Raw genomic sequence first — 22690 nt, forward strand, 5'->3', positions numbered from 1 at the left:
TCTGGAAACAACAATTTTTCGGTGGTCAGACCACTGCTGCCTTTAAGCATACAGAAAAGATTGCTACACGTAAAGTGAAAGTGGGAAAAGGTAAAAATTCAAACTTTTGTACTATATATTAACATGAACTTGATTAATAGCAGTCGACTGTAGGTGCTTGAATAACGCACCATTCTTCACCATTCAAGTGAATGTTATATTCGAACCGTTGATTTCCGTTGCGGGCGGACGCGTTCCACGGGGCTCCTCGGTCGCTGGTGCGCTGCCCCCCTAATATTGGACACGCCATCTAATATTAGGAGGCCCAAAAAGAATGTCCAAGTATACAAAAGAATTTAAACTTCTAGTAGCCAAACGTTATGAACATGAAAATATTAGTTACCGAGACCTGGCAGAAAAGGTCGGAGTCGACAACTCTGTAATTCGTTACTGGGTGCTACTGTTTCGACATCATGGTGATAATGCATTCGATTTTCCCTATACAAACTATCCAGGAGCCTTTAAACTAAGGGTAATTCAATTTATCAATGAAACGGATTACTCTATTCGAGAGGCATCGGCTATTTTCCATATCCCGGATCCTAGTATGGTTCGTAGGTGGAAGAAAAGGTGGGAGACAGCTGGTGAAGGTGCCCTTGAAATAAAAGAAAAGGGGCCTTCTACAATGAAATCTCGCAATCAAAAGAAAAGCACTTCCAAAGATCTTGTCGACCAATCAAGAGAAGCCATGGAAAAAGAACTCGAATATCTTCGTATGGAGAATGCCTATCTAAAAAAGCTGGAAGCCTTAGTTCAGGAAGAAAGATCACCAAAAAGATTAAAACGAAAGTAATATTTCTACTAAGGCATGAATTCCCAGTGAACAAGATGGTAAAGATAGCCGGTATTGCAAGAAGCACCTACTACAACATCGTAAATAGTTTCAAGCAGCCAGACCCCGACCGGAAGTGGAAGAGAAGAATCAACTTCATCTACCACCGACACAAAGGGCGCCTTGGGTATCGACGCATCACCGACGTCCTGAACGAAAAAGGACACACGATAAACAAGAAGAAAGTTCTTCGGATTATGCGAGACCTGGGGCTTCAATGTATTGTCCGAATGAAGAAGTACAAATCCTATAAAGGTGCATTCGGGAAAGCAGTCCCAAATATCTTGAACCGCAATTTCAAAGCGGAAAAACCCAACGAAAAATGGGTTACAGACGTTACAGAATTTAAATTATTTGGACAGAAATTATATCTCTCTCCTATTTTAGACCTGTTCAACGGCGAAATCATTACCTATACGCTTCAATCGAGGCCTACGTTTGATTTAGTGGAAACAATGTTAAAGCAGTCACTTGAATACGTAAAAGAAGACGATGAGCTCTTGATCCACTCAGATCAAGGCTGGCATTATCGAATGCCACAATATTGTCAGATACTAAAGGAATACAACATCACACAGAGCATGTCGCGAAAAGGAAACTGTTACGACAATGCCGTCATCGAGAACTTTTTCGGAATCCTTAAATATGAATTCCTGTTCCTGCAGGAGTTCGATGATCTTGAACACTTTAAAGAGGAACTAGAACAGTATATCTATTATTATAATCATTTAAGAATCAAGTCCAGATTAGAGCGGAAAAGCCCAATGGGCTATCGGAAAAAATACGAACTCGCTGCTTAGAAAAATAGTGTCCAATTTTAAGGGTCCAGTGCATGACGCTCCACTGCGGGGTCTCCCCTGTCCCGCTAATCCCTTTGGAGTCGCCGCCCCATATACGTCAACTTAAGCTTTAAACCAGCTCTTCATCATCAAATTTTCAATAAAACACAATGTTTCGCCGAAAAATGTTTACCTTATTCGTCTAAAGGGAATCGTTCAGTAAATGCTTAAGATTGTTGGCATTACTAAATAAGACACACCCCATTCTCTTTTAAAAATTTGATTGTTTTATTTTTGTTGTTGGTCAGTTCTTGGTTTTATTTTCTTTATATTTTTACGACCGAGCCTGGCCAACCCTTTTATTAATTCGTTGATAAGATTTTCCCACTCCAATTGATCCCTTGCTTGCCAAATTTTCCAAATCCTCTTACTAACCTCACACATTGTGATTTGTTCGCTTAGAATGATATCTCTTTCTTCTTTAAAATAAACCCGAAGCTGATAAGTAATTAATAAGCTAAGGAGTAAAAGAATTAATTCCGCATAAAAGTGACACTCCCATCGCTCTTTTTTCATATTTCGATAGAAATCAACCTCCATATCTGATTTCCATGACTTAAAAACAAGCTCAACTTGCCAACGATACCGATATAATTGAGGGACCTCTTCTGCCGGCACTTTTTGTGGAAGATTCGTTACATAGACCGAGATACTTGATACATCATAAGATTTTTTCTTGATTTTACCTGGTTTCGTTTGTCCACGTCTTTTAATCCGTTCTTCTTGTCTTTGCTCTTGTTCATGGGTCATTCGATAAATTACCAGTCGAGTCGGATATTTTGCTTGTTTTCCCAAATAGACCTTCGGATATTCCCGTATTGTTCCACGTTTCATTGTCTTTAATTCTTCCTCGAGATAAAGCCGTTCATAGGCATACATTTTCATGATCTTGCCATCTTTATGATACCGAGGATTTGGATGGTCTACGTAAAACATTGTATCTGCCGGAGCGCGTGACACATAAAAAGCTTGCTTTCCATCTACCTTTTCAAATATCTTATATTGAAAATAACCAAGGTCTTGAAGAATTAAATCATTTTTCTGAAGTGATTCTAGCCGCTTGATTCCCGAAGCACTATCTCCCGCTTTTCCAGCTTGAATTTCCATATATATAAACCTTCCTGTTAGATAATCAAACTCGATTTGGCACTTAGCTCCTGCATCTACAGTCCCTGGATAAAAAAACTGGAGTTTTTTGGTGAGCTTAATTGACGTTCCATCTAAAATCCGAACCGTATTAAAGTCGATTGTGCTATTAATAGTTGTTTTATCTATAGATAGCTTCATTTGTATCGTAAACAACGCAAGAAAAACTGCTTTCAAAAACGCGACTGAATTCTCATTAAACTTTTTATCAAAACCTTGTTTGGACATAGTTACACCGACGTGAGATAGACCTAAACATAGTTCAGTTAAAGATTTTTTTGCGATATTTCCGGGTTCAGCAAAAAGAATTTCAAGAAATTTGATGACACTCAATTGACGATTTCTTTGTATGAATTTCGTATCCTTGGCAATTTTAGAAAGTTCGATTGGGCGACAGAAAATCAAACAGTTGTTTCAATGTGAAAACGGAATGTTTGTTTTTCATAATTGAATCCTCCTTTTTATAAATGGTAAATATCTATACCATCTTTAGAGGAATATTAATCATTTTTTCTTAAGTTGACGTATATGGTCGCCGCCCTCCACTCCAATCAACTACTTTCATTGTATAAAGAAAGCTGTTAGTCAGAAGCCTTGTTCCATCCTTGGAATTCCTTGTGTATTTATCTATAACTATCATGCACCTACAAAAGAAACGTCAACAACCTATCAAAATTAAACCAGCGTAGGCGCGCCTTATCAGTGGTAGCCAACCGAACAGCAAAGGGTTCGGTTTGTAAAATTTCTGTGCACTTTACAGAAATTATACAGGTTTTGATAAGACTGACAGTAGTTTTCTGTCAGGCTTATAGCGGGAGGCATCCACAAAGTGCGAAAAGATACAGCTCAATCTCTCCCTAGCGCAGAAGCGTTTTTAAATCATAGTACTGACTATATACTTTGAACTATTACTCTCATTATAATTCCAATCAAATCTTAAAAGCCTTTTGGACAAGTATTTGTGGCTTGCCTCTTCTTGTTTCTACCGTTCCTTCTACTCTTATCATGGCCATTTCGGTTAGTAATGGGTTTGATTCGGCATAGTTTCTTGGGAAGAATGTGCAGGATACTGTTCCTGTTTCGTCTTGGACTGAAACGAATGCCATTGACTCACCTTTTTTCGTGCGGATGCGTTTGACTTCTGTTATTAGGCCGATGATGATCATATGCTCTCTGTCTCGCATGGTGGAAATTGACGATGCATTCATGAATTTTCCTTCGTAGTCTTTTTTAAGTTGTAGCGCGGGGTGTTCGGATAGGTAGAAGCCGAGTACTTCCCGTTCGTATTCTAACATGATCATTCGCGGCATTTTTCCGCCGTCCGTATATTTGGGATTGGCGATTGATGGTATAATAGAAGTGAGTAAGTCTTCGCTATCATTCGGTCCTATGAACATTGCGTGTGAAATGGCAGCATCTATAGAAGCTAAAAGTGTGGCACGTGTTTCTCCAAACTCGTCAAATGCCCCTGCTTTAATAAGAGGGCTAATAACCTTTTCATTGAAAACATCGCTGCCCAGATTAGCGGCGACATCAAACATCGTTTTCCAGGTCGCTCCGTTATTCCTTGCTTTGAATAATTCAGTATAAAAGTTTTGTGTTACCCCTCGGATAGAACCAAGCCCAATTCGAACTGCACTTTTTTCAACAGTGAAAAAGTACTCGCTCCTTTTGATAGAGGGCGGTAATATCTGAATTCCATAGGCTTTTGCTTCTTCGATTAACTCAATCGTTTTTTCATTACTCCCCATCATTGACGACAGAAGTGCAGCATAAAAATATGCTGGTTCATTCGCTTTTAAATAAGCGAGTCGATAAGAAATGAGTGAATACGCCACAGCGTGACTTTTCGGAAATCCATAATCGGCAAATTTTACGATTAATTCATAAATAGAAACTGCATCTTGTTTGGGTACGCCATGATTCATCGCGCTCTGTGTAAATTTCTCTCTCTCATGTTGCAATACTTCGCGATTTTTCTTGCTGACTGCACGTCTGAGAAGATCTGCTTCTCCCATCGTATAGCCTGCAAATTTCACTGCGATTTGCATGATTTGCTCCTGATAGACGATAACGCCATAGGTTTCTTTCAAAATCGGTTCAAGGGATGGATGAATGTAAGTGATTTTTTCTTTTCCATGTTTTCTATTGTTATACAAAGGAATATTATCCATTGGTCCTGGACGATATAAAGCATTAATCGCGAAGATATCTTCAAAACGATTCGGTTGAATCAATCGTAAAGTATCTCTCATGCCATCCGATTCAAACTGAAATACACCACTCGTGTCGCCTCTTTTAAACACTTCAAATGTTTTTATGTCATTGAGTGGAATCTTTTCAAAATCAATTATAACCCCTTTGTCTTTGCGAATGAGTCTTCTGATTCGATCCAGCAATGTCAGATTTCGCAAACCAAGAAAGTCCATTTTTAATAGACCTTGTTCCTCGACATCGTTCATCGGCCACTGTGTTAAGTAGATTCCATCTCCCCCGTCTTGAAGCGGCACTGTTTCAACAAGAGGTTTTGGCGATAAGACGACGCCAGCAGCATGCGTGGATGCGTTTCGTGGCAAACCTTCCAGGGAATTCGCAGCATCAAACCATTGACGTCGGAATAGATCCATCGCAATCCAATCCCGAAGATTCGAGGATTCTTCAAATGCTCTTTCAAGCGTCATTTTAGAACGATTCGGGATGACACTCGATAAATATGCCATTTCTTCAGTCGAAAAGCCAAAAACGCGCGCGACGTTCCGGGCTACCGATCTAGCTGATAGTGTTCCAAATGTTATGATTTGCGCCACAAAGTTTTTGCCGTATTTTTCGGTGACATAATGCAAAACTTCCATTCGACGATTATCTGCAAAGTCAATATCGATATCGGGCATTGATTTTCTTTCTGGATTTAAAAAACGTTCAAATATAAGGCCATACCTTATAGGGTCGACATCTGTAATATGCAGGGCAAAAGCGACTAGAGAACCCGCGGAAGATCCACGCCCAGGTCCAGTCAAAATATTGTTTTCAGCCGAAAATCGTATAAAATCTTCAACGATTAAAAAGTAGTCAGTAAAACCCATCTCTTTAATAATTGTTAATTCATAATCAAGTCGTTCTAAATAACTTTGATCAACTTTGTCTAATCTTTCGTTTAAACCTTCTAAACATTTTTCGCGTAAGTACATTTTTGAGTCTTGATTCTGCGGCACAGGAAAAACAGGCATTAATGATTTTTCTTTCGTCACTTCAACATTGCATGACTGAAGGAATGAAGCCGTATTATGCAGCCAATGTTCTTTTCCGGTAAACCATTGATGCAGCTCTTCTTCCGTCGGCATAAAGGCAAATTTATATAGTTCTTCCTTCTGCGCAGTTACTTCGCTCATTTTCTCGCCGGTTCGAATAGCCGTGGCAACCTCATAAGCAAATGAATCTTCCGGTCGAATAAAACGCGATTCGTAAACCGCTGTAATGGATATTGAAGTTGTTTCAGCAATATTCTCAATTGCATTTTCCTCAGCATGTATTTGGCCGCCTGGTCGTGCAACGCCAATAAAAACGTTGGACTGCTTGCACTGCTCTTTTATTAAACGAATGGATTCATCGTTGCGTAATCCACCCCACGAAGTATCTGTCATCGGACAAATAATGCTGCAGCCGGCGCCGTATGCTTTAAGCCATTGCAGAGGCAGAATTTCAGTCTCTCCCACTGAAATCGCACTGCTGATTTTCATGAGGTTATGATAACCGATGTCGTTTTGCGCATAAATGTAAACTAAAACATTCCGTTCTTCTCCGATGTTCAAGTTGACGGACAAGCCAATAACTGGTTGAATGCCATGGCGTTTCAAAACTTTAGAAAATGTGCGAACACCGTATAATTTCGAGTTTACGATGGACGCAACTGTAGCCCCTCTACTTTTCAGTAACGGGGCTAGTTCGTTTAATTTAATAATTCCTCGTAATAGGTCTGCACCCGTTACTAATTGCGGATAGACTAGTGTCACTGAATTCCCCCCGCTCAATTTTTCATTTGCACAGTTGTTGCAGTTTGCCGATTAATACGTCCGCTTCTTCCCAAGAGTAAACAGAAGCTCCCGAAGCTAGCGGATGCCCCCCGCCGTTAAATTGTGCCGCAAGCGTATTAATAATAGGTCCTTTAGAGCGTAATCGTACACGAATTTGATTTTCTTCTTCAATTAATATTGCCCATGCACGAATACCTTTCACTTCTCCCAATGAACCGCCGAGTTGTGATGTTTCAATCGGTGTAACATTAAACTTTTCAAGCGTCGCTTTATCAAGTTTGATAAAAGCGGCACCGTTTTCGTCAATTTCGAAATTTTGATAAATATAGCCTTGAAGATGAAGAATTTTACGATCGACTTCATACATTCCAGCAAAAAGATCTTCTCGACTAAATTCGTATTTAATAAGTTCACTTGCCATATCAAATGTTTTGACGGTTGCGCTTGGAAACATAAACCGACCCGTATCTCCGACAATACCCGCAAAAAGTAATCTCGCTGATGTAACCGGCAATGTCCAGTTGTTCTTTTTCTTTGCGTATTCAAATAATGATGCAATCATTTCTGAAGTCGAACTCGCACTTGTATCTACCCATTTAATATCCCCATATGGATCTGCATCCGGGTGATGATCAATTTTCATAAGAAGCGCGCCTTCTGTGTAAAACTCCCCGTCGATTCTTTCTGTGTTCCCGGTATCCGTAACAATAACAAGCGCATCCTTATACAATGAACGAGCCACAACGTCCGGAACAGCCAGGTATGTAAGCGATTCTTCATGTTCCCCGGCAGCAAAAACTTTTTTATCAGGATAATTTTCTAAAATAAGTTCTTTCAAGCCAATTTGCGAGCCATAAGCATCCGGATCCGGCCGAATATGACGGTGAATAATGATTGTTTCGTACTTCTCAATTGTGTCTATGATTTGTCTTTTCATCCTAAATTCCTCCGAGTAAAATATATTCCAGTCGCATTCCGTTCCAAAAGTCGATACAATAAGAGTTAAGTTTTTAGTTATGGAGGGCGGACTTACATGTTAAATTACATACTTGTATTTTTAATTATTGTTTCTGTTGTTTATTACATCTATTTTAAGATGCGGCAATTCAGAACATCGCATATGCATCCAATCCGAAAAAAAATGTATGCGAGCATGGCTGGAGCCTCACTTGGAGGATTTCTTTTGTTTTTCGGAATAAACCAAGTCATCTTATTTGATAAGGTTGCAAACTATATTGTTGCCGCAATTTTTATTGCACTCGGCTTATATGTATTAATCGTGAATTATCGCGGTTATGCACATTATAAAAAGTTCGTTATTGAAGAAGAAGAAATAAATCCGATTAACTAGTGCATTCATCATGCATTAGTTTTTTTGTTCGAAAAATTGAAATCTTATCTTTCGAATAATTGATACATGACCATCGCCTTGGCAACCAGTTCATCATCTGCAAATACATCAAAATCCACTTTAACAAATCGTCGACTCATTTGTAGTATTCTAGGATACACGCTCACGACAGTACCGAGTTGAACAGGTTGAATAAAATATAAGGAAACATTTTCTGCGATTCCTTCTCCGCGTTTCTGCATTTTAATCGCCCGATTTCCCGCTTCTGTCAGTAAAGTCATCATGGCACCGCTTGATAACGATCCAAACTGATTCGTCAACTGAGGAATAACTGTAAATTCAATTGAAGGGATATCACCTTTGACGACTTTTATTTGTTTTTTAACAATGTCATCGATGGTTTCACCTTGGTGGGGTTGTCGTTGTGCAGTTTGAAACGATTTTAGAACATCTTCGCGAGAAACGATTCCGATGAACTCACCCATTTCATTTACAACGGGCAGTAAATCTATCCCTTCCCAAATCATACTATGCGCCGCAGCAGCTACACTTGTATTTTCAGTGACTGTTATCGGATCACGTGTCATGACCTTTTCAATTTTTTCTTCATCAGCTTTTCCAATGGTGTCCCTCGAGGTAACAATACCGACTAATTTATCTTTAAGATTAATAACAGGATACCCTAAATGCCCTGTATTTTTATTGCGATTATTAAAATCCTTTACTGTATCTTTAATCGACAATACGACTGTTTCAGATAAAGGTGTTAATATATCAACCGCTAGCAGGATTTCTTTTTCAATCAACTGATCATAGATAGCGCGATTCAGCATCGTTGCCACTGTAAATGAATCATAACTAGACGAGATAATCGGGAGTTCCAATTCATCCGCCAACTTTTTCACTTCATCTGTTGCGTCAAAGCCGCCAGTTACAAGTACCGCTGCCCCGGCCATCAGCGCAATTTCATGGGCTTTCATTCGGTTTCCGACAATCAAGAGACTTCCCGCTTCAATGTAGCGCATCATATCCCCTAATTGCATAGCCCCGATAACGAATTTTGTAAGTGTTTTATGTAAACCCGCACGTCCGCCGAGCACTTGTCCATCTACGATATTCAACACTTCTGCAAATGTTAAACGTTCTATGCTTTCTCTTTTTTTCTTTTCAATTCGGATTGTTCCAACGCGTTCAATCGTATTGACTAATTTGCGATTTTCTGCCTCTTTGATTGCGCGATAGGCAGTTCCATCACTAACAGACAATTCCTTCGCAACTTGGCGAACAGATATTTTTTCTCCAACTGCAAGGCCTTTTATATACCGTAATATTAATTCATGTTTAGTCGACATTTCTTCACCTTTTCTTTGGTGGTATCTACTGTCTATTCTACCACAAATTAAAATAAAAACGATCCGGCCACTTAAAGATAAGGGCCGGACCGTGAATTTAGCATTCGAACATGTCGCCCGCCGCCATTATCTTCACTTCATGCCTTAGCACAAGTGCTTTAAAGACTTCGGGATCTTGTTCAATTGGCGGAAATGTATTGAAATGTACCGGAATTGTTAATTTTGGATTTAATAGTTTAACCGCATAGGCTGCATCTTCAGGACCCATCGTAAAGTTATCGCCAATTGGCAGAAATGCAACGTCGATAGGATGCCGCTTTCCGATTAACTCCATATCTCCAAAAACTGCCGTGTCCCCGGCGTGATATACTGTTTTCCCTTCAGCTGTGAATAAAATCCCTGCAGGCATTCCTGTGTAAATAAACTCATTATCTTCTGTTTGATAGGACGAACTATGAAATGCTTGTGTGAATTTCACAGTTCCAAATTCGAACTCTTTCGCGCCGCCCAAATTCATGCCGTGCGTCCGAAGACCTTGTAAGCCCATATAAACTGCTAACTCATTCGGTGCCACAACAAGTGCATCGCTCGCTTTCGCAATTTCCACAGTGTCGCCGACGTGATCATTATGTCCATGAGTTAGCAGAATGACATCGGGTTTCTCGTCTTCAACGACAAGATCCGTTAACTTATTCCCATTAATGAATGGATCTATTAATATCGTAAATTCACCCGTTTTTATTTTGACAACTGAATGACCATGATATGAAATTTGCATTTAAATTCCCTCCATTTAATAATTCGAGATAAATTGCTTCACTCTCTTACCTTCTATACACTGTCGTAAATACCTCTTTTTTGGTATGATTAAGCTAGAACATAAGGAGGCTACTACATTGACTAACGTAACAGAAATTCAAAAGTTTTTACAAGAACAAGACATTGACGCGGCTTTTATTACGACACCTGATAATGTTTTTTACATATCCGGATTCGACAGCACGCCACATGAAAGGCTTTTAGGTGTCATGCTATTTAAAGACGCAGACCCTTTTCTCATCTGTCCATTAATGGAAGTTCCAGATGTGAAAGCAACGGGATGGTCACATGAAGTTGTCGGTCATGTCGACACTGAGGATGCATGGGATGTTGTGTTAAAAGCAGTTAAGCAACGTGGTTCGACTCCTGCATCAGTCGCCATTGAAAAATCCCATTTGACGGTTGAAAGATTGGAGCGCATGACGGATTTATTCCAAGGTGCTACATTCCATCGACTCGATGAAAAGCTAAACAGCATGAGAGTCATTAAAAACGAAGAAGAACTTGCAAACCTGCGGATAGCGGCTGAACTTGCTGATTATGCAATTGAAGTTGGCTGTCGTGAAATTGCGGAAGGTAAAACAGAGCTTGAAATTTTGATGGCGATTGAATTTGAAATGAAGAAAAAAGGCGTACAAAAAATGTCGTTTGAAACGATGGTGCTTTCTGGTCCAAAAACCGCCTCTCCTCATGGTGTTCCTGGAGATCGTAAAATTGAGCAAGGCGATTTCATACTGTTCGATCTGGGCGTTGTTTACAACGGCTATTGTTCCGATATCACAAGAACTGTCGCATTCGGCGAACCGACTGCAGCAAAACGAGAAATTTATGAAACGGTCAAAAAAGCAGAACAAGCAGCTGTCGATTTAGTTCGACCTGGCGTTAAAGCAAAAGAAATCGACAAAGCGGCGCGAAACATTATCGATGATGCCGGATTTGGCGAATATTTCACGCACCGGATCGGACACGGCCTTGGCATTTCCGTTCATGAATATCCTTCAATAACTGGCGCAAATGAAATGAAGTTAGAAGAAGGCATGGTCTTTACAATCGAACCTGGAATCTACAAATCAGATGTAACTGGCGTTCGTATTGAAGATGATGTTGTTGTTACAGCTGACGGAGTCGAGGTTCTTACTAAGTTTCCAAAAGAACTTCAAATTATTGAACCGAAGTAATAAGTAGAAATCTTACCGGGTGCTTGAATGGTTTATTGTTCAAGCACTCGGTTTTTTTGTAGTTAATTTTGCTTGCACTCTGATGGGGTTTGCTTGCACTTAGGAGTGATTTACTTGCACACTTCTGACAGTTACTTGCACTTGAGTGTAGTTTGCTTGCACTCAAAAAATTTTGCTTGCAAGTCAGGACCTTCTACCCGCACGAAAACCATTGTGATGTCCGCGGAAAGTCTTCGTCCAAAATTAAAAAAGCTGCCAGTTGGCGGCAGCCTTTGTTTATTCTGTTAATAATGATTCTACCGGAACATATTCAAGATCTTGGGCTTCTGCTACTGCTTGATACGTTACGAAGCCATTGTATGTGTTGATCCCCTTTTGCAGCGCTAGATTGTCAAGACTAGCTTGCTTGATGCCTTTGTTGGCAATTTGCAGGGCGTATTGTACAGTGTTGTTTGTTAAACCAAGCGTCGATGTTCTTGGAACAGCCCCGGGCATGTTTGCAACTGCATAATGGACAACACCGTGTTTGACATAAGTTGGCTCATCATGTGTCGTAACCCGGTCGGAAGTTTCAAATATACCGCCTTGGTCTATCGCGATGTCAACGAGGACCGAACCAGGACTCATCGATTTAACCATTTCCTCAGAAACTAGTTTAGGTGCTCTAGCGCCCGGGATTAGAACTGCCCCTATTACAAGATCTGCTTCTTTCACTGCCTCAGCAATCGTAAATGGATTGGAAACGAGTGTTTGAATATCATTCCCGAACATTTCCTCTAACTGGCGAAGCCGCTCGACTGAGAGGTCAAGAATGGTTACTTGAGCACCCATTCCGACTGCGACTCGTGCTGCAGTCGTGCCTGCCATGCCTCCCCCGATTATGGTTACTTTAGCGCGGGAGACTCCTGGAATTCCTCCCAGAAGAATACCCTTGCCGCCATTTGTTTTCTGGAGAAACTGCGAACCGATTTGGGTTGCCATACGTCCGGCGACTTCACTCATCGGTGCAAGTAATGGCAGTGAATTATTTGGAAGTTGTACCGTTTCATAGGCAATTCCAGTTACTTTTTTATCAATTAATTCTTTTGTCAATTCAGCTTCTTGTGCAAGGTGAAAATATGTGAAAATAATTTGACCTTCACGGAAATAATCATATTCAACTTTCTTTGGCTCTTTTACTTTCATGATCAATTCTGCATCCCATGCTTCTTTAGCTGTAGAGACGATAGTTGCGCCAACCTCAGCATAATCCTCGTCTGTAAAGTTTGACCCGAGGCCAGCACCTGTTTCAATGAACACTTCATGACCAGCTGTTTTTAATGTGAAAGCGCCGGCTGGAGTCATAGCTACGCGGTTTTCATTATTTAGTATTTCTTTCGGAACTCCAATTCGCATTTCGTACCCTCCTATGAAGAATAACTTACTGTCTTTCCTATGTAGACAACTGCTTTTCATATTAACAGAAATAATCTAATAATGCTTGTTTCATACTAATTCTTATGCAAATTCGATAATATCTTATGTCATTCACAAATTTGTCATGATTTGACGAAAAATTTTATTGGTAAAAAGGGTTTTATATTTCTTTATAGAAGGTATATATAGTATAAGGGAATGGAGGAATTAGAAATGACATTACAATATAACCAAATCATTGTTGCTGTTGATGGTTCAAAGGAATCCGAGTGGGCGTTTAAAAAGTCAGTCGGTATCGCTGGCAGAAACAATGCGACATTAAATCTAGTGAACATTATTGACACACGTTCTTACGCAGCCGTAGAGGCATATGATCGTTCAATCGCTGAACGTGCACAATCATTTGCGACTGAGTTACTGGAAGAATATAGATTAAAGGCTTTGGCAACTGGACTAGAAAATGTAAACATCATTGTTGAATACGGTTCTCCTAAAACAATGATATCGAAAGATTTATCTAAAAAAATTCAAGCAGATTTAATTATCTGTGGCGCGACCGGACTTAATGCAGTTGAGCGCTTCCTAATTGGTAGTGTTTCTGAAAACATTGTTCGTTCTGCTAAATGTGACGTGTTAGTCATACGAACACCAGAAGAAGAATTGAAATAATAATAAAACGAGTTGTTCCGTTTTTGGAACAACTCGTTTTCATTAATATTGAGCGATTTACAATCCCGCAACGCGCATGGTATCCCGTGCAAGCATTACTTCTTCGTTTGTTGGAATGACCAGGACTTTTACTGGTGAATATGGGTGGCTGATATATACTTCTTCTCCACGGATATTGTTCAAATCCGGGTCGCAGTATACGCCCATGAATTCCAAGCCCTCGATTACTTTTGCCCGAATTGTATCTGAATTTTCACCAATGCCGGCTGTAAAGATGATTGCATCGACGCCGCCCATTCGTGCAGCATAAGAACCGATATATTTGTGAATGCGATCTGCAAATACATCGAGTGCAAGTTGAGCACGCTTATTGCCTTTGTTGGCTTCGATTTCGATGTCACGAAGATCACTTGAGAATCCGGACATGGCAAGCATACCCGATTCTTTATTTAACACATTAAGTACTTCTTCTACCGATTTCCCCGTTTGTTCCATAATATAAGGAATTAACGCTGGGTCGATATTCCCGGACCGCGTACCCATAGTTACTCCTGCAAGCGGCGTGAAACCCATTGATGTGTCTAATGATTCCCCGCCTTGAACTGCGGCGATACTTGCGCCATTTCCAAGGTGACATGAAATAAGACGTGTTGTTTCAAGTGGACGATTTAAAATTTCAGCCGCCCGCTCAGTCACATACTTATGGCTTGTTCCGTGAAAGCCGTATTTACGAATCCCATACTTTTCATAGTATTCGTATGGCAAAGGATAAAGAAACGAACTTTCTGGCATTGTCTGATGAAACGCTGTATCAAAAATTGCAACGGCTGGTACCGAAGGCAATGCCTTTTTAAATTCTTTAATACCAACCATATTCGCCGGATTATGTAACGGCGCTAAATGAGATAATGTTTCAAGTTTTTCTAGAATCTCATCGGTAATTAAGACTGAATCGCTAAACACTTCCCCACCATGAACGACACGGTGTCCCACACCATCAATTTCATCATATGATTTTACAATACCCTCTTTTATCAACATATCTAAAAGTAAGTTTACTGCTTCCGCGTGGTCTTTAATATTTTGTTCTGTCTCCGTTTTTCCAAGTTCAGATTTAATTGAAAACGTTGAATCAGTCATACCTATTCGTTCAATTTGGCCTTTCGCAGTTACTACCTCAGATGGCATATCTAGAAGTTGGAATTTTAAAGATGAACTCCCTGCGTTGATTGCTAAAATAATTGGCATAAAAAACGACTCCTTAATTGTTACTAAACTTTTTAAATTTAACCTTTTTCAGCCCATTCATCAATCTCTTGAAGAAAACGAGCCATTGCATTTTTATCTGACATGTTTGGCACTTGCGCTAATAAGACGTCTGTTAAGGGTTTTGTTTCAAGAAATGGCTTCTGTAGAATTAAGATGCTTTTTTCATGGGCAACATTTTTAAATAATGTCGCGGGCAGTTGAATGAGCGCACGAATAATCGCTTTTTGTTTTAAAAACGGATGGAGTTTAGCGGCTTGTTCAGATTCGAATAAATTCGCAGGAATGACGAAAATTCCGTAGCCCCCAGGTTTTGTATGATTCATGGACTGTTCAATAAACAAATGGTGCGAAAACGCATGTCCTTCTTCAGCCATAAGCTCAAAGTTCAAAGCATTGTCATCGTCTGGATAATAACCGACAGGCAAGTCGCTAATCGCAATATCTACCGGATCGATTAAAAGCGGTCGTAAAGCATCTTGAACTAAGTATATCACTGGATGTTCAAGTAATTCAGCAAGTACAGCTGAAAGTCTCACAAGCAATTCATCAATTTCTACCGCGCTCGCCGAGACATTCTTATCCATAGTATTCATGACCGAAAAAAGTAAGTTGCCCGTTCCGACCGCGGGTTCCAATAATGTGATGTTTTCTTTATCGCCTACTAGTTTGCTCGTAATATGCCCGATTAATAACCCAATCGAATCTGGCGTCATTTGATGGTTCGGTTGAGCGCTTTGCTTCATGCCTTTTAATACGGCTAATTGTATTCCTCGCCTAATTTCTTCCTTCGACACGTCGGCCGTTAAAGTTGGCGCTTCACTACCCTCAATCCAATCATTGCATGCTTCTATGATTGCTTCCAAATAGAGCGAATCCGTTTTTTCGGCATATTGATCAATAAAATTAAATATATTTTCTGTGTTCGTCATTTGCTATCCCTCGACTTACAAAACCCACCCGTTTCCGAGTGGGTTCGTTAATTATTTTGTAGCGGCTTTTACTGCTTCAAGTGCTTTTTCGTAATCCGGATGATCAGTTACTTCTGGTACGTACTCAACATAAGTTACTTTATCATCTTGATCGACTACGAAGATTGAACGTGCTAGTAGCCTAAGTTCCTCAATACCAACACCATAAGCTTCGCCGAATGAAAAGTCTCGGTGGTCGGAAAGCATTTGTAATGTATCAATTCCTCCTGCTTCGCTCCAACGTTTTTGTGCAAATGGCAGGTCCACTGAAATTGTTAGTACGCGAACATCTTCTCCGAGTGATGAAGCTTCTTCATTAAATTTTTGTGTTTGTTTTGAACAGACACCTGTATCAATTGAAGGAACAACACTTATAAGTCGTACCTTTCCTTTGGTGTCAGCTAGTGAGACTGGTTTTAGATCGGTTGTCAACACTGTAAAGTCTGGTGCGCTGTCACCAACTTTAACCTCATTTCCGATCAATGTAACAGGATCGTTCCCAAATGTAACTTTTACCATTAATAAACGCCTCCCTTTCTTCACTTATCTTACTAAATGACAGTCCCGCCTGGCAACTGTTCGCCCCTATTTTTCATCAGGTTGTGTAAATGCTTCTTCTCATAAGCATCTTCATGAACCACATGCGTATCTGCGAAGATGTCATGCAAGGCTTCTTTTTTGGGAGTGAACGCCACAAGCAAGTAAGGAATGACTAACAGTTTCGAGATAAATCTTCCAATCAGTTCACGAAAGATGATCGTATTCCATGTTAGTTGTGAATCATCATTCGATACAACTTTAATCCCCATGATTATTTTCCCAACCGTTTGCTGTAAATACTTTGTCATTAATGCAAAGTACAGAAGTAGCACGATAAGTATTGTCGCTTTATAAGTTGTGAAAAATAAAAATGATGGATTTTCGATAGGCAAGTTAAACACTCTGAAAACAGGTTTTATTAAAATACCGCTTATGGCATACAGAACTATGATATCAATCGTATACGCCCAAAACCGTGTCCAAAACCCTGCTAATTTTTGATGATACTCGCTATTTTCTATTGTCAATTCTTTTTCCGGCGCGAATTCATTTAATGGGGATTCGACAACCGGATTAGTTTCAAACTCATTTTGTTCCGACATGCCTAGCCCTCCTTATTTTTCACCATATAAATACATCATTCTCGGTGCATTGTAATCGGACAATAATTTGCCAATCAGTTCCGATTCAAGGTTTCCGCCGAAGAACGATTTCGCTTTAAGTCCGAATAATGAACTCCAGCTATCATTCATCGTGTATTCAAAAACAGTTGCTTTTTCAAGTTTATGATCTTCTTGCAGAGCAGCAATAACATCGCTAGCTTTGCCGTACTCATCCGCTAGGCCGGTTTCAATTGCTTGACGACCATTCATAATCCGGCCATCCGCTACTTTTTTTACTTCCGCTTTACTCATGCTGCGACCATCTACGATTATGTCTACAAACCTTTCATATGAGTCATTAATCATTTCCTGAAGCATTTCATGTTCTTCAGCAGTCATTTTACGCGAACCACTCATAATATCTTTATAAGGTCCCGTTTTAATTGTATTGAATTCAATACCGTACTTCTCGGCTAGCCCAGCATAGTTCACGCTTTCCATAATGACGCCGATTGAACCGGTAATCGTTTCATGATTCACGAATATTTTATCCGCGGGTGCAGCTACATAATAGCCCCCTGATGCTGCCATTCCCCCCATAGATACATAAACAGGTATTTCGCGATTTTCTTGGATTGTACGAATGGCATCGTAAATTTCTGCTGATTCGACAACTCCGCCGCCTGGCGAATTCACTTTCAGGACCACGCCTTTAATTGAAGGGTCTTCATTGATTTCGAATAATTGATTCATAAAGAATTGGTGATTGTAACCATCCATAAAAAATGGAGATGCGTTTCCGGTATCTTGAATAACACCATCCAATGAAAGAACAGCGATTTGATCCTTACCGCCTTCCTCAATAATCAGTTGACCATAGCCCGCAGAAGACGGCGCAGCCAATTCCTCAAATAATCCCGCTACATCTTTCGAAAAAATGTACGATAATGTGTTGATGCCGATTGAAACAAATAAAAGTGCTGATGCGACGATGATTGCAACCCATCGTTTTGTTGTCATTTAAATTTCCCCCTTATTTTTACCTAAATACGTGTTTGTACGCAAAATGTTTCATTCATGCTAGAATAATCATAGCTTAAACAAAAGGAGTTGTACAAGGTGACAAACAGAATGAATGTTTATATTTATAGTAAACATGATAAAGACTCACGTAGTAAAAAATCAATGGTGGAAGATTCCCTTACACATGAAGGTTTCACAATAACTGATGATTTTAACTCCGCTAATATTATCATTAGTATTGGTGGCGATGGTTCTTTCCTACAAGCGGTACGTAAAACTGGTTTTAGACAAGATTGCCTTTATGCAGGAATTTCAACTAGCGGGAAGCATAGTTTGTACTGCGATTTCCATTATAATAACCTGTATGAAATGACACAGGCCATCCGAGATTCAAAACTTGAAGTCAGACGATACCCATTGATTGAAGTGACAATTGACGAACACCGTCAATTTTATTGTTTAAATGAGTTTAGTATACGTTCAAATATTATCCGGACATTTGTCCTGGATGTCATTATTGACGATAAACTTTTTGAAACATTCCTTGGCGACGGACTAATTATTTCGACTCCAACGGGGAGTACCGCTTACAATAAATCCGTCAAAGGGGCTGTCGTGGACCCATTATTAAATTGTTTTCAAGTGACTGAACTCGCTTCAGTGAATAATAATAAGTACCGGACACTTGGATCACCGTTTATCCTAAGTGGTGAACGAAAATTGAAACTGCATGTTCATCAAGATGGAAATGACTTCCCGCTTATGGCAGCAGATAATGAAGCGCTCGGTGTTCGAAAAGTTGAGAACCTGAAAATTGAATTAAGCGATAAAACCATTAAAACGGTTAAATTAAAAGACAATTCATTTTGGGAAAAAGTACAGCGTATCCACTTATAGAACAAAAGTGCTGGGCGCCTGGAGCTAGATAAGAAAAAGCCGTCCATTCATATGGCGGCTTTTTTCATCTTCAACATTTCAATTACTTTCGAATATGTGAACACTATTAGTCCTATCCAGATGAATATAAATGAAATTAAGTCAACTTGCCCAAAGCTTTCTTTATAAATAATCACGCCGAGAAACAACATCATGGTTGGCGCGATAAATTGTAGAAATCCTACCATATATAAGGGTATTCTCTGCGCACCTTTCGCAAATAATACGAGTGGAAGCGCTGTTGCTACACCTGTAAATATGAGTAATGTATCTGTTTTTATGTCCGAATGCAGAAAGACTGCTTGGTTATCTATGAATAACCAAATGTAAAAAACTAAAGCAAGTGGTGTAATAAAGAACGTTTCAATCGTCAATCCGCGCAATGCGTCCAATTTAATTTGTTTTTTCAGGAGCCCGTACACAGCAAAACTTATCGCGAGCACGAAAGAAAGCCATGGAAACTGACCGTATGAGAATGTAAGGATGAAAACGCCAATCGTTGCTAGGATAAAAGCAGCTTTTTGTGCGTACGATAGCTTTTCTTTCAAGAAAAAGACGCCAAGCAAAACTGAAATTAATGGGTTTATATAATAACCAAGGCTTGTTTGAACAAGGTAGCCGTTATTAACGGCCCATATGTAAAGGAACCAATTCCCTGATATTAGGACTGAGGCAAGAAATAGCAACCAAAAGTTAAGTTGGGATTTCCAAAGCCTTTTTATGTCTTCAAATAAGTATCGACCGTTTTTCAAAAGTAATATGAGCAATAGCGTTGAAATGAAAGCCCAAACAATACGGCTAAGTAGTATTTCCGCACTTGGTACGTTATCGATGCTTTTCCAATACACCGGCAATATCCCCCATATTAAATAAGAAGAAATAGCCAATAGGACGCCACTTTTTTCTTTTCCCAATTGACCATTCACCTCGCGTTATGAAATTCAAGAAAAACTTTTGGGGCTTCTACATAAATGAGAAATCTTTGACACGGATCCGTTGATTTCCCAAAAATAATCGTAAAAACTCCTCACCTAAAAAGCCCCAAAAGCAAAAAAGATTTATTGTTCTTTTTTACGTAGTTCAACACGCATGATTTTACCTGATGCTGTTTTTGGCATTTCGTCGATGAATTCGATTTTACGCGGGTATTTGTATGGTGCTGTTAGTGATTTTACATGGTCTTGAATTTCTTTTGCCAAGCCCTCTTCATTTTTTCTGCTTGGATCGCGAAGTACGATAAAGGCTTTTACGATATTTCCGCGGGTTGCGTCCGGGCTTGCTACAACTGCGCATTCTTTAATTGCCTTGTGTTGCAGCAATGCTTCTTCAACCTCGAATGGCCCTATTGTGTAACCGGAGCTTATGATGATGTCGTCGCCGCGTCCTTCAAACCAAAAGTAGCCATCTTCGTCCATTTTTGCTCGGTCGCCGGTTACGTAGTAATCGCCGCGAAATTGCATGCTCGTTCTTTCAGGATCGTTTAAATATTCTTTGAACAAAGCGGGTGTCGATACATGAACCGCGATGTCGCCGACTTCTCCTGCTGACGCTGGTTTTCCTTGGTCATTAATGATTTCCACACGATTTCCTGGTGTTGGTTTACCCATCGATCCTGCTCTAGCTTCCATACCAACCATCGTGCCTACGAGTAATGTATTTTCAGTTTGCCCGTAGCCATCTCTTACTTCTAATGAAAAACTTTCTTGGAAAGTAGTAACAACTTCTTGATTAAGCGGTTCACCGGCAGACACAGCACTTCGAATCGATGATAAATCATGGTCTTGAAGATTTTCTACAATGGCCATGAAGCGATATTCAGTCGGTGTGCAACATAAAACATTTACATTGTTTTCTTTAATTAAATTAAAATACGTTTCTGCGTCGAACTTGCCGTCGTAAACCAGTCCCGTTGCACCGCTGCCAAGAACAGATAGAAATGGTGTCCAAATCCATTTTTGCCATCCAGGTGCCGCAGTAGCCCATACGACATCATTCTCTTCAATACCAAGCCAGTTTGCCCCAGTAGTTCTTAAATGAGCGTATGCCCAAGCGTGCGTATGTACAACTCCCTTTGGTGACCCTGTTGTTCCTGAAGTATACGATAGAAATGCCATATCTGAACTTTTTGTTTCAGGTCCTGCAAAATCAGTTGAAGCATGCGCCAATAAATCAGTCAACGATTTTTCATCGTTTTTTGCTTTTCCAATAACGAAATGTTGAACACCTTCCATATTTTTCACGTCATTAAATTGACTTGAAAAGGCGTCAAACGAAACGATTGCTTTCGCATTACTATGGACCAAACGATAATCAATATCCGAAGGTCTGAGCATTTCAGAACTTGGTATGACAACTAGACCCGCTTTTAGTGCGCCAATATAGGTGACGTATGCTTCGATTAACCGAGGCACCATAACCAACACGACATCACCTTTGTTTAACCCATTCTCCGTAAAAACGTTTGCAGCTTGATTGGACAAATTAATAAGCTCTTCATAAGTAATTTCTTTCTTTTCACCTTTTGAGTTTATGTATATAAGTGCCTTTAAACTTTTATTGTTAGCATACTTTTCAAACTCACTAACAAGGTTATATTGTTCGGGTGCAACTAGTTGTTCGCGATTCATAATATTTCCTCCCTTCGTAATAATCTAAGTATACTAAGAGCAGCTGGATATTTCAAAAAAACTTTAAAAAACCGCCCCGGAATAAATTCCGAGACGGCTTTCATTTACTTAATTATTGGTTTTGATTTCCACTCATTTGTGATTGGGCTTGACGGACTAATCGCTTTGTAATTTCTCCGCCGACGGATCCGTTGGCACGCGATGTCGTGTCTGGTCCCATTTGAACACCGAACTCTGAAGCAATTTCGTTCTTCATTTGATCAAGTGCCTGTCTGACTCCTGGTACTAGAAGTTGGTTTGAGTTGTTTCCACCACTGTTTGGCATGACTAACACCTCCTTGTGACATATAGAATGCACCGGGATGAAAAAATCATACACAACATGAATTCTTAGTAAACTCGAGGCAGCTCAATAAGTCAAAAAACTTTTAAAAAACGCCCCGGAATAAATTCCGAGACGGCCTTCATTTAGTTAATTATTGGTTTTGTTGTCCACTCATTTGTGATTGGGCTTGACGAACTAATCGCTTAGTTATTTCTCCGCCGACGGATCCGTTGGCACGCGACGTCGTATCTGATCCCATTTGAACTCCGAACTCTGATGCGATTTCGTTTTTCATTTGATCGAGTGCCTGTCTTACTCCTGGTACTAGAAGTTGGTTTGAGTTACCACCACTGTTTGGCATGACTAACACCTCCTTATAAAATATAGAATGCACAGGAATGAAAAAATCATGCAAAACACTATTTATCAGTAAACTTAGAGCAGCTGGATATTTAAAAAACCGCCCCGGAATAAATTCCGAGACGGCTTTCATTTACTTAATTAATGGTTATTGTTGTTTTCCGCTCATTTGTGATTGGGCTTGACGAACTAATCGCTTTGTAATTTCTCCGCCGACGGATCCGTTGGCACGCGATGTCGTGTCTGGTCCCATTTGAACACCGAACTCTGAAGCAATTTCGTTCTTCATTTGATCAAGTGCCTGTCTTACTCCTGGAACTAGAAGTTGGTTTGAGTTACCGCTGTTGTTGTTTGGCATGACTAACACC

The 22690-nt window shown here is 39.9% G+C and carries 21 protein-coding genes; 5 read left to right on the forward strand and 16 right to left on the reverse strand.

All coding sequences use genetic code 11. From position 1 onward, the window contains the following. Positions 1–313 precede the first annotated feature (313 nt). Positions 314–1671 (forward strand): IS3 family transposase gene (locus JSQ81_RS03730; RefSeq protein WP_212605287.1). Its coding sequence is split into 2 segments (ribosomal slippage): positions 314–782 and positions 782–1671, totalling 1359 coding nucleotides; the frame shifts between segments, so codons are not numbered across the junction. Between the two features lie 267 nt (positions 1672–1938). On the opposite strand, the gene JSQ81_RS03735 is transcribed toward JSQ81_RS03730, so the two are convergent. From JSQ81_RS03735 to JSQ81_RS03745, 3 genes are all read right to left on the reverse strand, one after another. Continuing rightward, positions 1939–3261 carry an IS4 family transposase gene (locus tag JSQ81_RS03735; RefSeq protein ID WP_212605563.1) on the reverse strand — a complete coding sequence of 441 codons (1323 nt, stop codon included), beginning with the start codon at positions 3259–3261 and terminating at the stop codon, positions 1939–1941. A 524-nt stretch (positions 3262–3785) separates the two neighbouring features. Further along, positions 3786–6866, reverse strand: coding sequence for a DNA polymerase III subunit alpha (gene dnaE / locus JSQ81_RS03740; RefSeq protein WP_212606389.1), 3081 nt, complete (start codon positions 6864–6866; stop codon positions 3786–3788). 22 nt (positions 6867–6888) lie between these two features. Further along, positions 6889–7824: a DHH family phosphoesterase gene (locus JSQ81_RS03745; protein WP_212606390.1), complete on the reverse strand. Its 936-nt coding sequence runs from the start codon at positions 7822–7824 to the stop codon at positions 6889–6891. A gap of 96 nt (positions 7825–7920) precedes the next feature. Between JSQ81_RS03745 and JSQ81_RS03750 the strand changes: the two genes are divergently transcribed. Next, entirely contained in the window at positions 7921–8238 is a 318-nt protein-coding gene (locus tag JSQ81_RS03750) for a YtpI family protein (RefSeq protein ID WP_212606391.1), read from the forward strand. Positions 8239–8282: 44 nt separating this feature from the next. Here the strand turns inward: JSQ81_RS03750 and JSQ81_RS03755 are convergent, their stop codons facing one another. Then, positions 8283–9590 (reverse strand): DRTGG domain-containing protein, encoded by a 1308-nt coding sequence (locus tag JSQ81_RS03755; RefSeq protein WP_212606392.1) that lies wholly within the window; start codon positions 9588–9590, stop codon positions 8283–8285. Positions 9591–9687: 97 nt separating this feature from the next. Next, complete coding sequence (locus tag JSQ81_RS03760) at positions 9688–10368, reverse strand: metal-dependent hydrolase (protein WP_212606393.1); 681 nt, start codon at positions 10366–10368, stop codon at positions 9688–9690. Positions 10369–10486: 118 nt separating this feature from the next. On the opposite strand from JSQ81_RS03760, the gene JSQ81_RS03765 reads away from it, so the two are divergent. Continuing rightward, on the forward strand, positions 10487–11587 hold the full coding sequence (locus tag JSQ81_RS03765) for a M24 family metallopeptidase (RefSeq protein ID WP_249336624.1): 1101 nt from the start codon (positions 10487–10489) through the stop codon (positions 11585–11587). A 276-nt stretch (positions 11588–11863) separates the two neighbouring features. On the opposite strand, the gene ald is transcribed toward JSQ81_RS03765, so the two are convergent. Further along, positions 11864–12982, reverse strand: coding sequence for an alanine dehydrogenase (ald, locus tag JSQ81_RS03770; protein WP_212606395.1), 1119 nt, complete (start codon positions 12980–12982; stop codon positions 11864–11866). Between the two features lie 234 nt (positions 12983–13216). On the opposite strand from ald, the gene JSQ81_RS03775 reads away from it, so the two are divergent. Next, positions 13217–13672, forward strand: coding sequence for a universal stress protein (locus JSQ81_RS03775; protein ID WP_212606396.1), 456 nt, complete (start codon positions 13217–13219; stop codon positions 13670–13672). 57 nt (positions 13673–13729) lie between these two features. Here the strand turns inward: JSQ81_RS03775 and JSQ81_RS03780 are convergent, their stop codons facing one another. Genes JSQ81_RS03780 through sppA form a run of 5 tightly spaced genes read right to left on the reverse strand, consistent with a single transcriptional unit; the run spans position 13730 to position 18071 of the window. Next, positions 13730–14920: an acetate kinase gene (locus JSQ81_RS03780; protein ID WP_212606397.1), complete on the reverse strand. Its 1191-nt coding sequence runs from the start codon at positions 14918–14920 to the stop codon at positions 13730–13732. A 38-nt stretch (positions 14921–14958) separates the two neighbouring features. After that, a complete protein-coding gene (locus tag JSQ81_RS03785; RefSeq protein WP_212606398.1) occupies positions 14959–15870 on the reverse strand; it encodes a class I SAM-dependent methyltransferase in 912 nt (303 codons plus the stop codon). 51 nt (positions 15871–15921) lie between these two features. Continuing rightward, on the reverse strand, positions 15922–16428 hold the full coding sequence (tpx, locus tag JSQ81_RS03790; protein ID WP_212606399.1) for a thiol peroxidase: 507 nt from the start codon (positions 16426–16428) through the stop codon (positions 15922–15924). 32 nt (positions 16429–16460) lie between these two features. Beyond that, positions 16461–17051: an RDD family protein gene (locus JSQ81_RS03795; protein ID WP_212606400.1), complete on the reverse strand. Its 591-nt coding sequence runs from the start codon at positions 17049–17051 to the stop codon at positions 16461–16463. 12 nt (positions 17052–17063) lie between these two features. After that, on the reverse strand, positions 17064–18071 hold the full coding sequence (gene sppA, locus JSQ81_RS03800; protein ID WP_212606401.1) for a signal peptide peptidase SppA: 1008 nt from the start codon (positions 18069–18071) through the stop codon (positions 17064–17066). A 111-nt stretch (positions 18072–18182) separates the two neighbouring features. Between sppA and JSQ81_RS03805 the strand changes: the two genes are divergently transcribed. Next, positions 18183–18971, forward strand: a complete 789-nt coding sequence (locus JSQ81_RS03805) for an NAD kinase (protein ID WP_249336705.1) — start codon at positions 18183–18185, stop codon at positions 18969–18971. Between the two features lie 47 nt (positions 18972–19018). Here the strand turns inward: JSQ81_RS03805 and rarD are convergent, their stop codons facing one another. The 5 genes from rarD to JSQ81_RS03830 form a co-directional block, all read right to left on the reverse strand. Further along, positions 19019–19924: an EamA family transporter RarD gene (rarD, locus tag JSQ81_RS03810; RefSeq protein WP_212606403.1), complete on the reverse strand. Its 906-nt coding sequence runs from the start codon at positions 19922–19924 to the stop codon at positions 19019–19021. 144 nt (positions 19925–20068) lie between these two features. Continuing rightward, entirely contained in the window at positions 20069–21637 is a 1569-nt protein-coding gene (gene mbcS, locus JSQ81_RS03815) for an acyl-CoA synthetase MbcS (protein ID WP_212606404.1), read from the reverse strand. 112 nt (positions 21638–21749) lie between these two features. Continuing rightward, positions 21750–21962, reverse strand: coding sequence for an alpha/beta-type small acid-soluble spore protein (locus JSQ81_RS03820; RefSeq protein ID WP_212606405.1), 213 nt, complete (start codon positions 21960–21962; stop codon positions 21750–21752). A gap of 151 nt (positions 21963–22113) precedes the next feature. After that, a complete protein-coding gene (locus JSQ81_RS03825; protein WP_212606406.1) occupies positions 22114–22323 on the reverse strand; it encodes an alpha/beta-type small acid-soluble spore protein in 210 nt (69 codons plus the stop codon). Between the two features lie 147 nt (positions 22324–22470). Next, positions 22471–22680: an alpha/beta-type small acid-soluble spore protein gene (locus JSQ81_RS03830; protein WP_212606407.1), complete on the reverse strand. Its 210-nt coding sequence runs from the start codon at positions 22678–22680 to the stop codon at positions 22471–22473. Positions 22681–22690: the final 10 nt, after the last annotated feature.

The sequence above is a fragment of the Sporosarcina sp. Marseille-Q4063 genome, from assembly GCF_018309085.1.
GTDB lineage: Bacteria > Bacillota > Bacilli > Bacillales_A > Planococcaceae > Sporosarcina.

Bases quoted from the DNA above. Each gene is read 5' to 3' on its own strand.
- JSQ81_RS03745 (WP_212606390.1), bottom strand. From the start codon at position 7,824: ATGAAAAGACAAATCATAGACACAATTGAGAAGTACGAAACAATCATT.
- JSQ81_RS03750 (WP_212606391.1), top strand. From the start codon at position 7,921: ATGTTAAATTACATACTTGTATTTTTAATTATTGTTTCTGTTGTTTAT.
- JSQ81_RS03755 (WP_212606392.1), bottom strand. From the start codon at position 9,590: ATGTCGACTAAACATGAATTAATATTACGGTATATAAAAGGCCTTGCA.
- JSQ81_RS03760 (WP_212606393.1), bottom strand. From the start codon at position 10,368: ATGCAAATTTCATATCATGGTCATTCAGTTGTCAAAATAAAAACGGGT.
- ald (WP_212606395.1), bottom strand. From the start codon at position 12,982: ATGCGAATTGGAGTTCCGAAAGAAATACTAAATAATGAAAACCGCGTA.
- JSQ81_RS03775 (WP_212606396.1), top strand. From the start codon at position 13,217: ATGACATTACAATATAACCAAATCATTGTTGCTGTTGATGGTTCAAAG.
- JSQ81_RS03780 (WP_212606397.1), bottom strand. From the start codon at position 14,920: ATGCCAATTATTTTAGCAATCAACGCAGGGAGTTCATCTTTAAAATTC.
- JSQ81_RS03785 (WP_212606398.1), bottom strand. From the start codon at position 15,870: ATGACGAACACAGAAAATATATTTAATTTTATTGATCAATATGCCGAA.
- tpx (WP_212606399.1), bottom strand. From the start codon at position 16,428: ATGGTAAAAGTTACATTTGGGAACGATCCTGTTACATTGATCGGAAAT.
- JSQ81_RS03795 (WP_212606400.1), bottom strand. From the start codon at position 17,051: ATGTCGGAACAAAATGAGTTTGAAACTAATCCGGTTGTCGAATCCCCA.
- sppA (WP_212606401.1), bottom strand. From the start codon at position 18,071: ATGACAACAAAACGATGGGTTGCAATCATCGTCGCATCAGCACTTTTA.
- JSQ81_RS03805 (WP_249336705.1), top strand. From the start codon at position 18,183: ATGAATGTTTATATTTATAGTAAACATGATAAAGACTCACGTAGTAAA.
- mbcS (WP_212606404.1), bottom strand. From the start codon at position 21,637: ATGAATCGCGAACAACTAGTTGCACCCGAACAATATAACCTTGTTAGT.
- JSQ81_RS03820 (WP_212606405.1), bottom strand. From the start codon at position 21,962: ATGCCAAACAGTGGTGGAAACAACTCAAACCAACTTCTAGTACCAGGA.
- JSQ81_RS03825 (WP_212606406.1), bottom strand. From the start codon at position 22,323: ATGCCAAACAGTGGTGGTAACTCAAACCAACTTCTAGTACCAGGAGTA.
- JSQ81_RS03830 (WP_212606407.1), bottom strand. From the start codon at position 22,680: ATGCCAAACAACAACAGCGGTAACTCAAACCAACTTCTAGTTCCAGGA.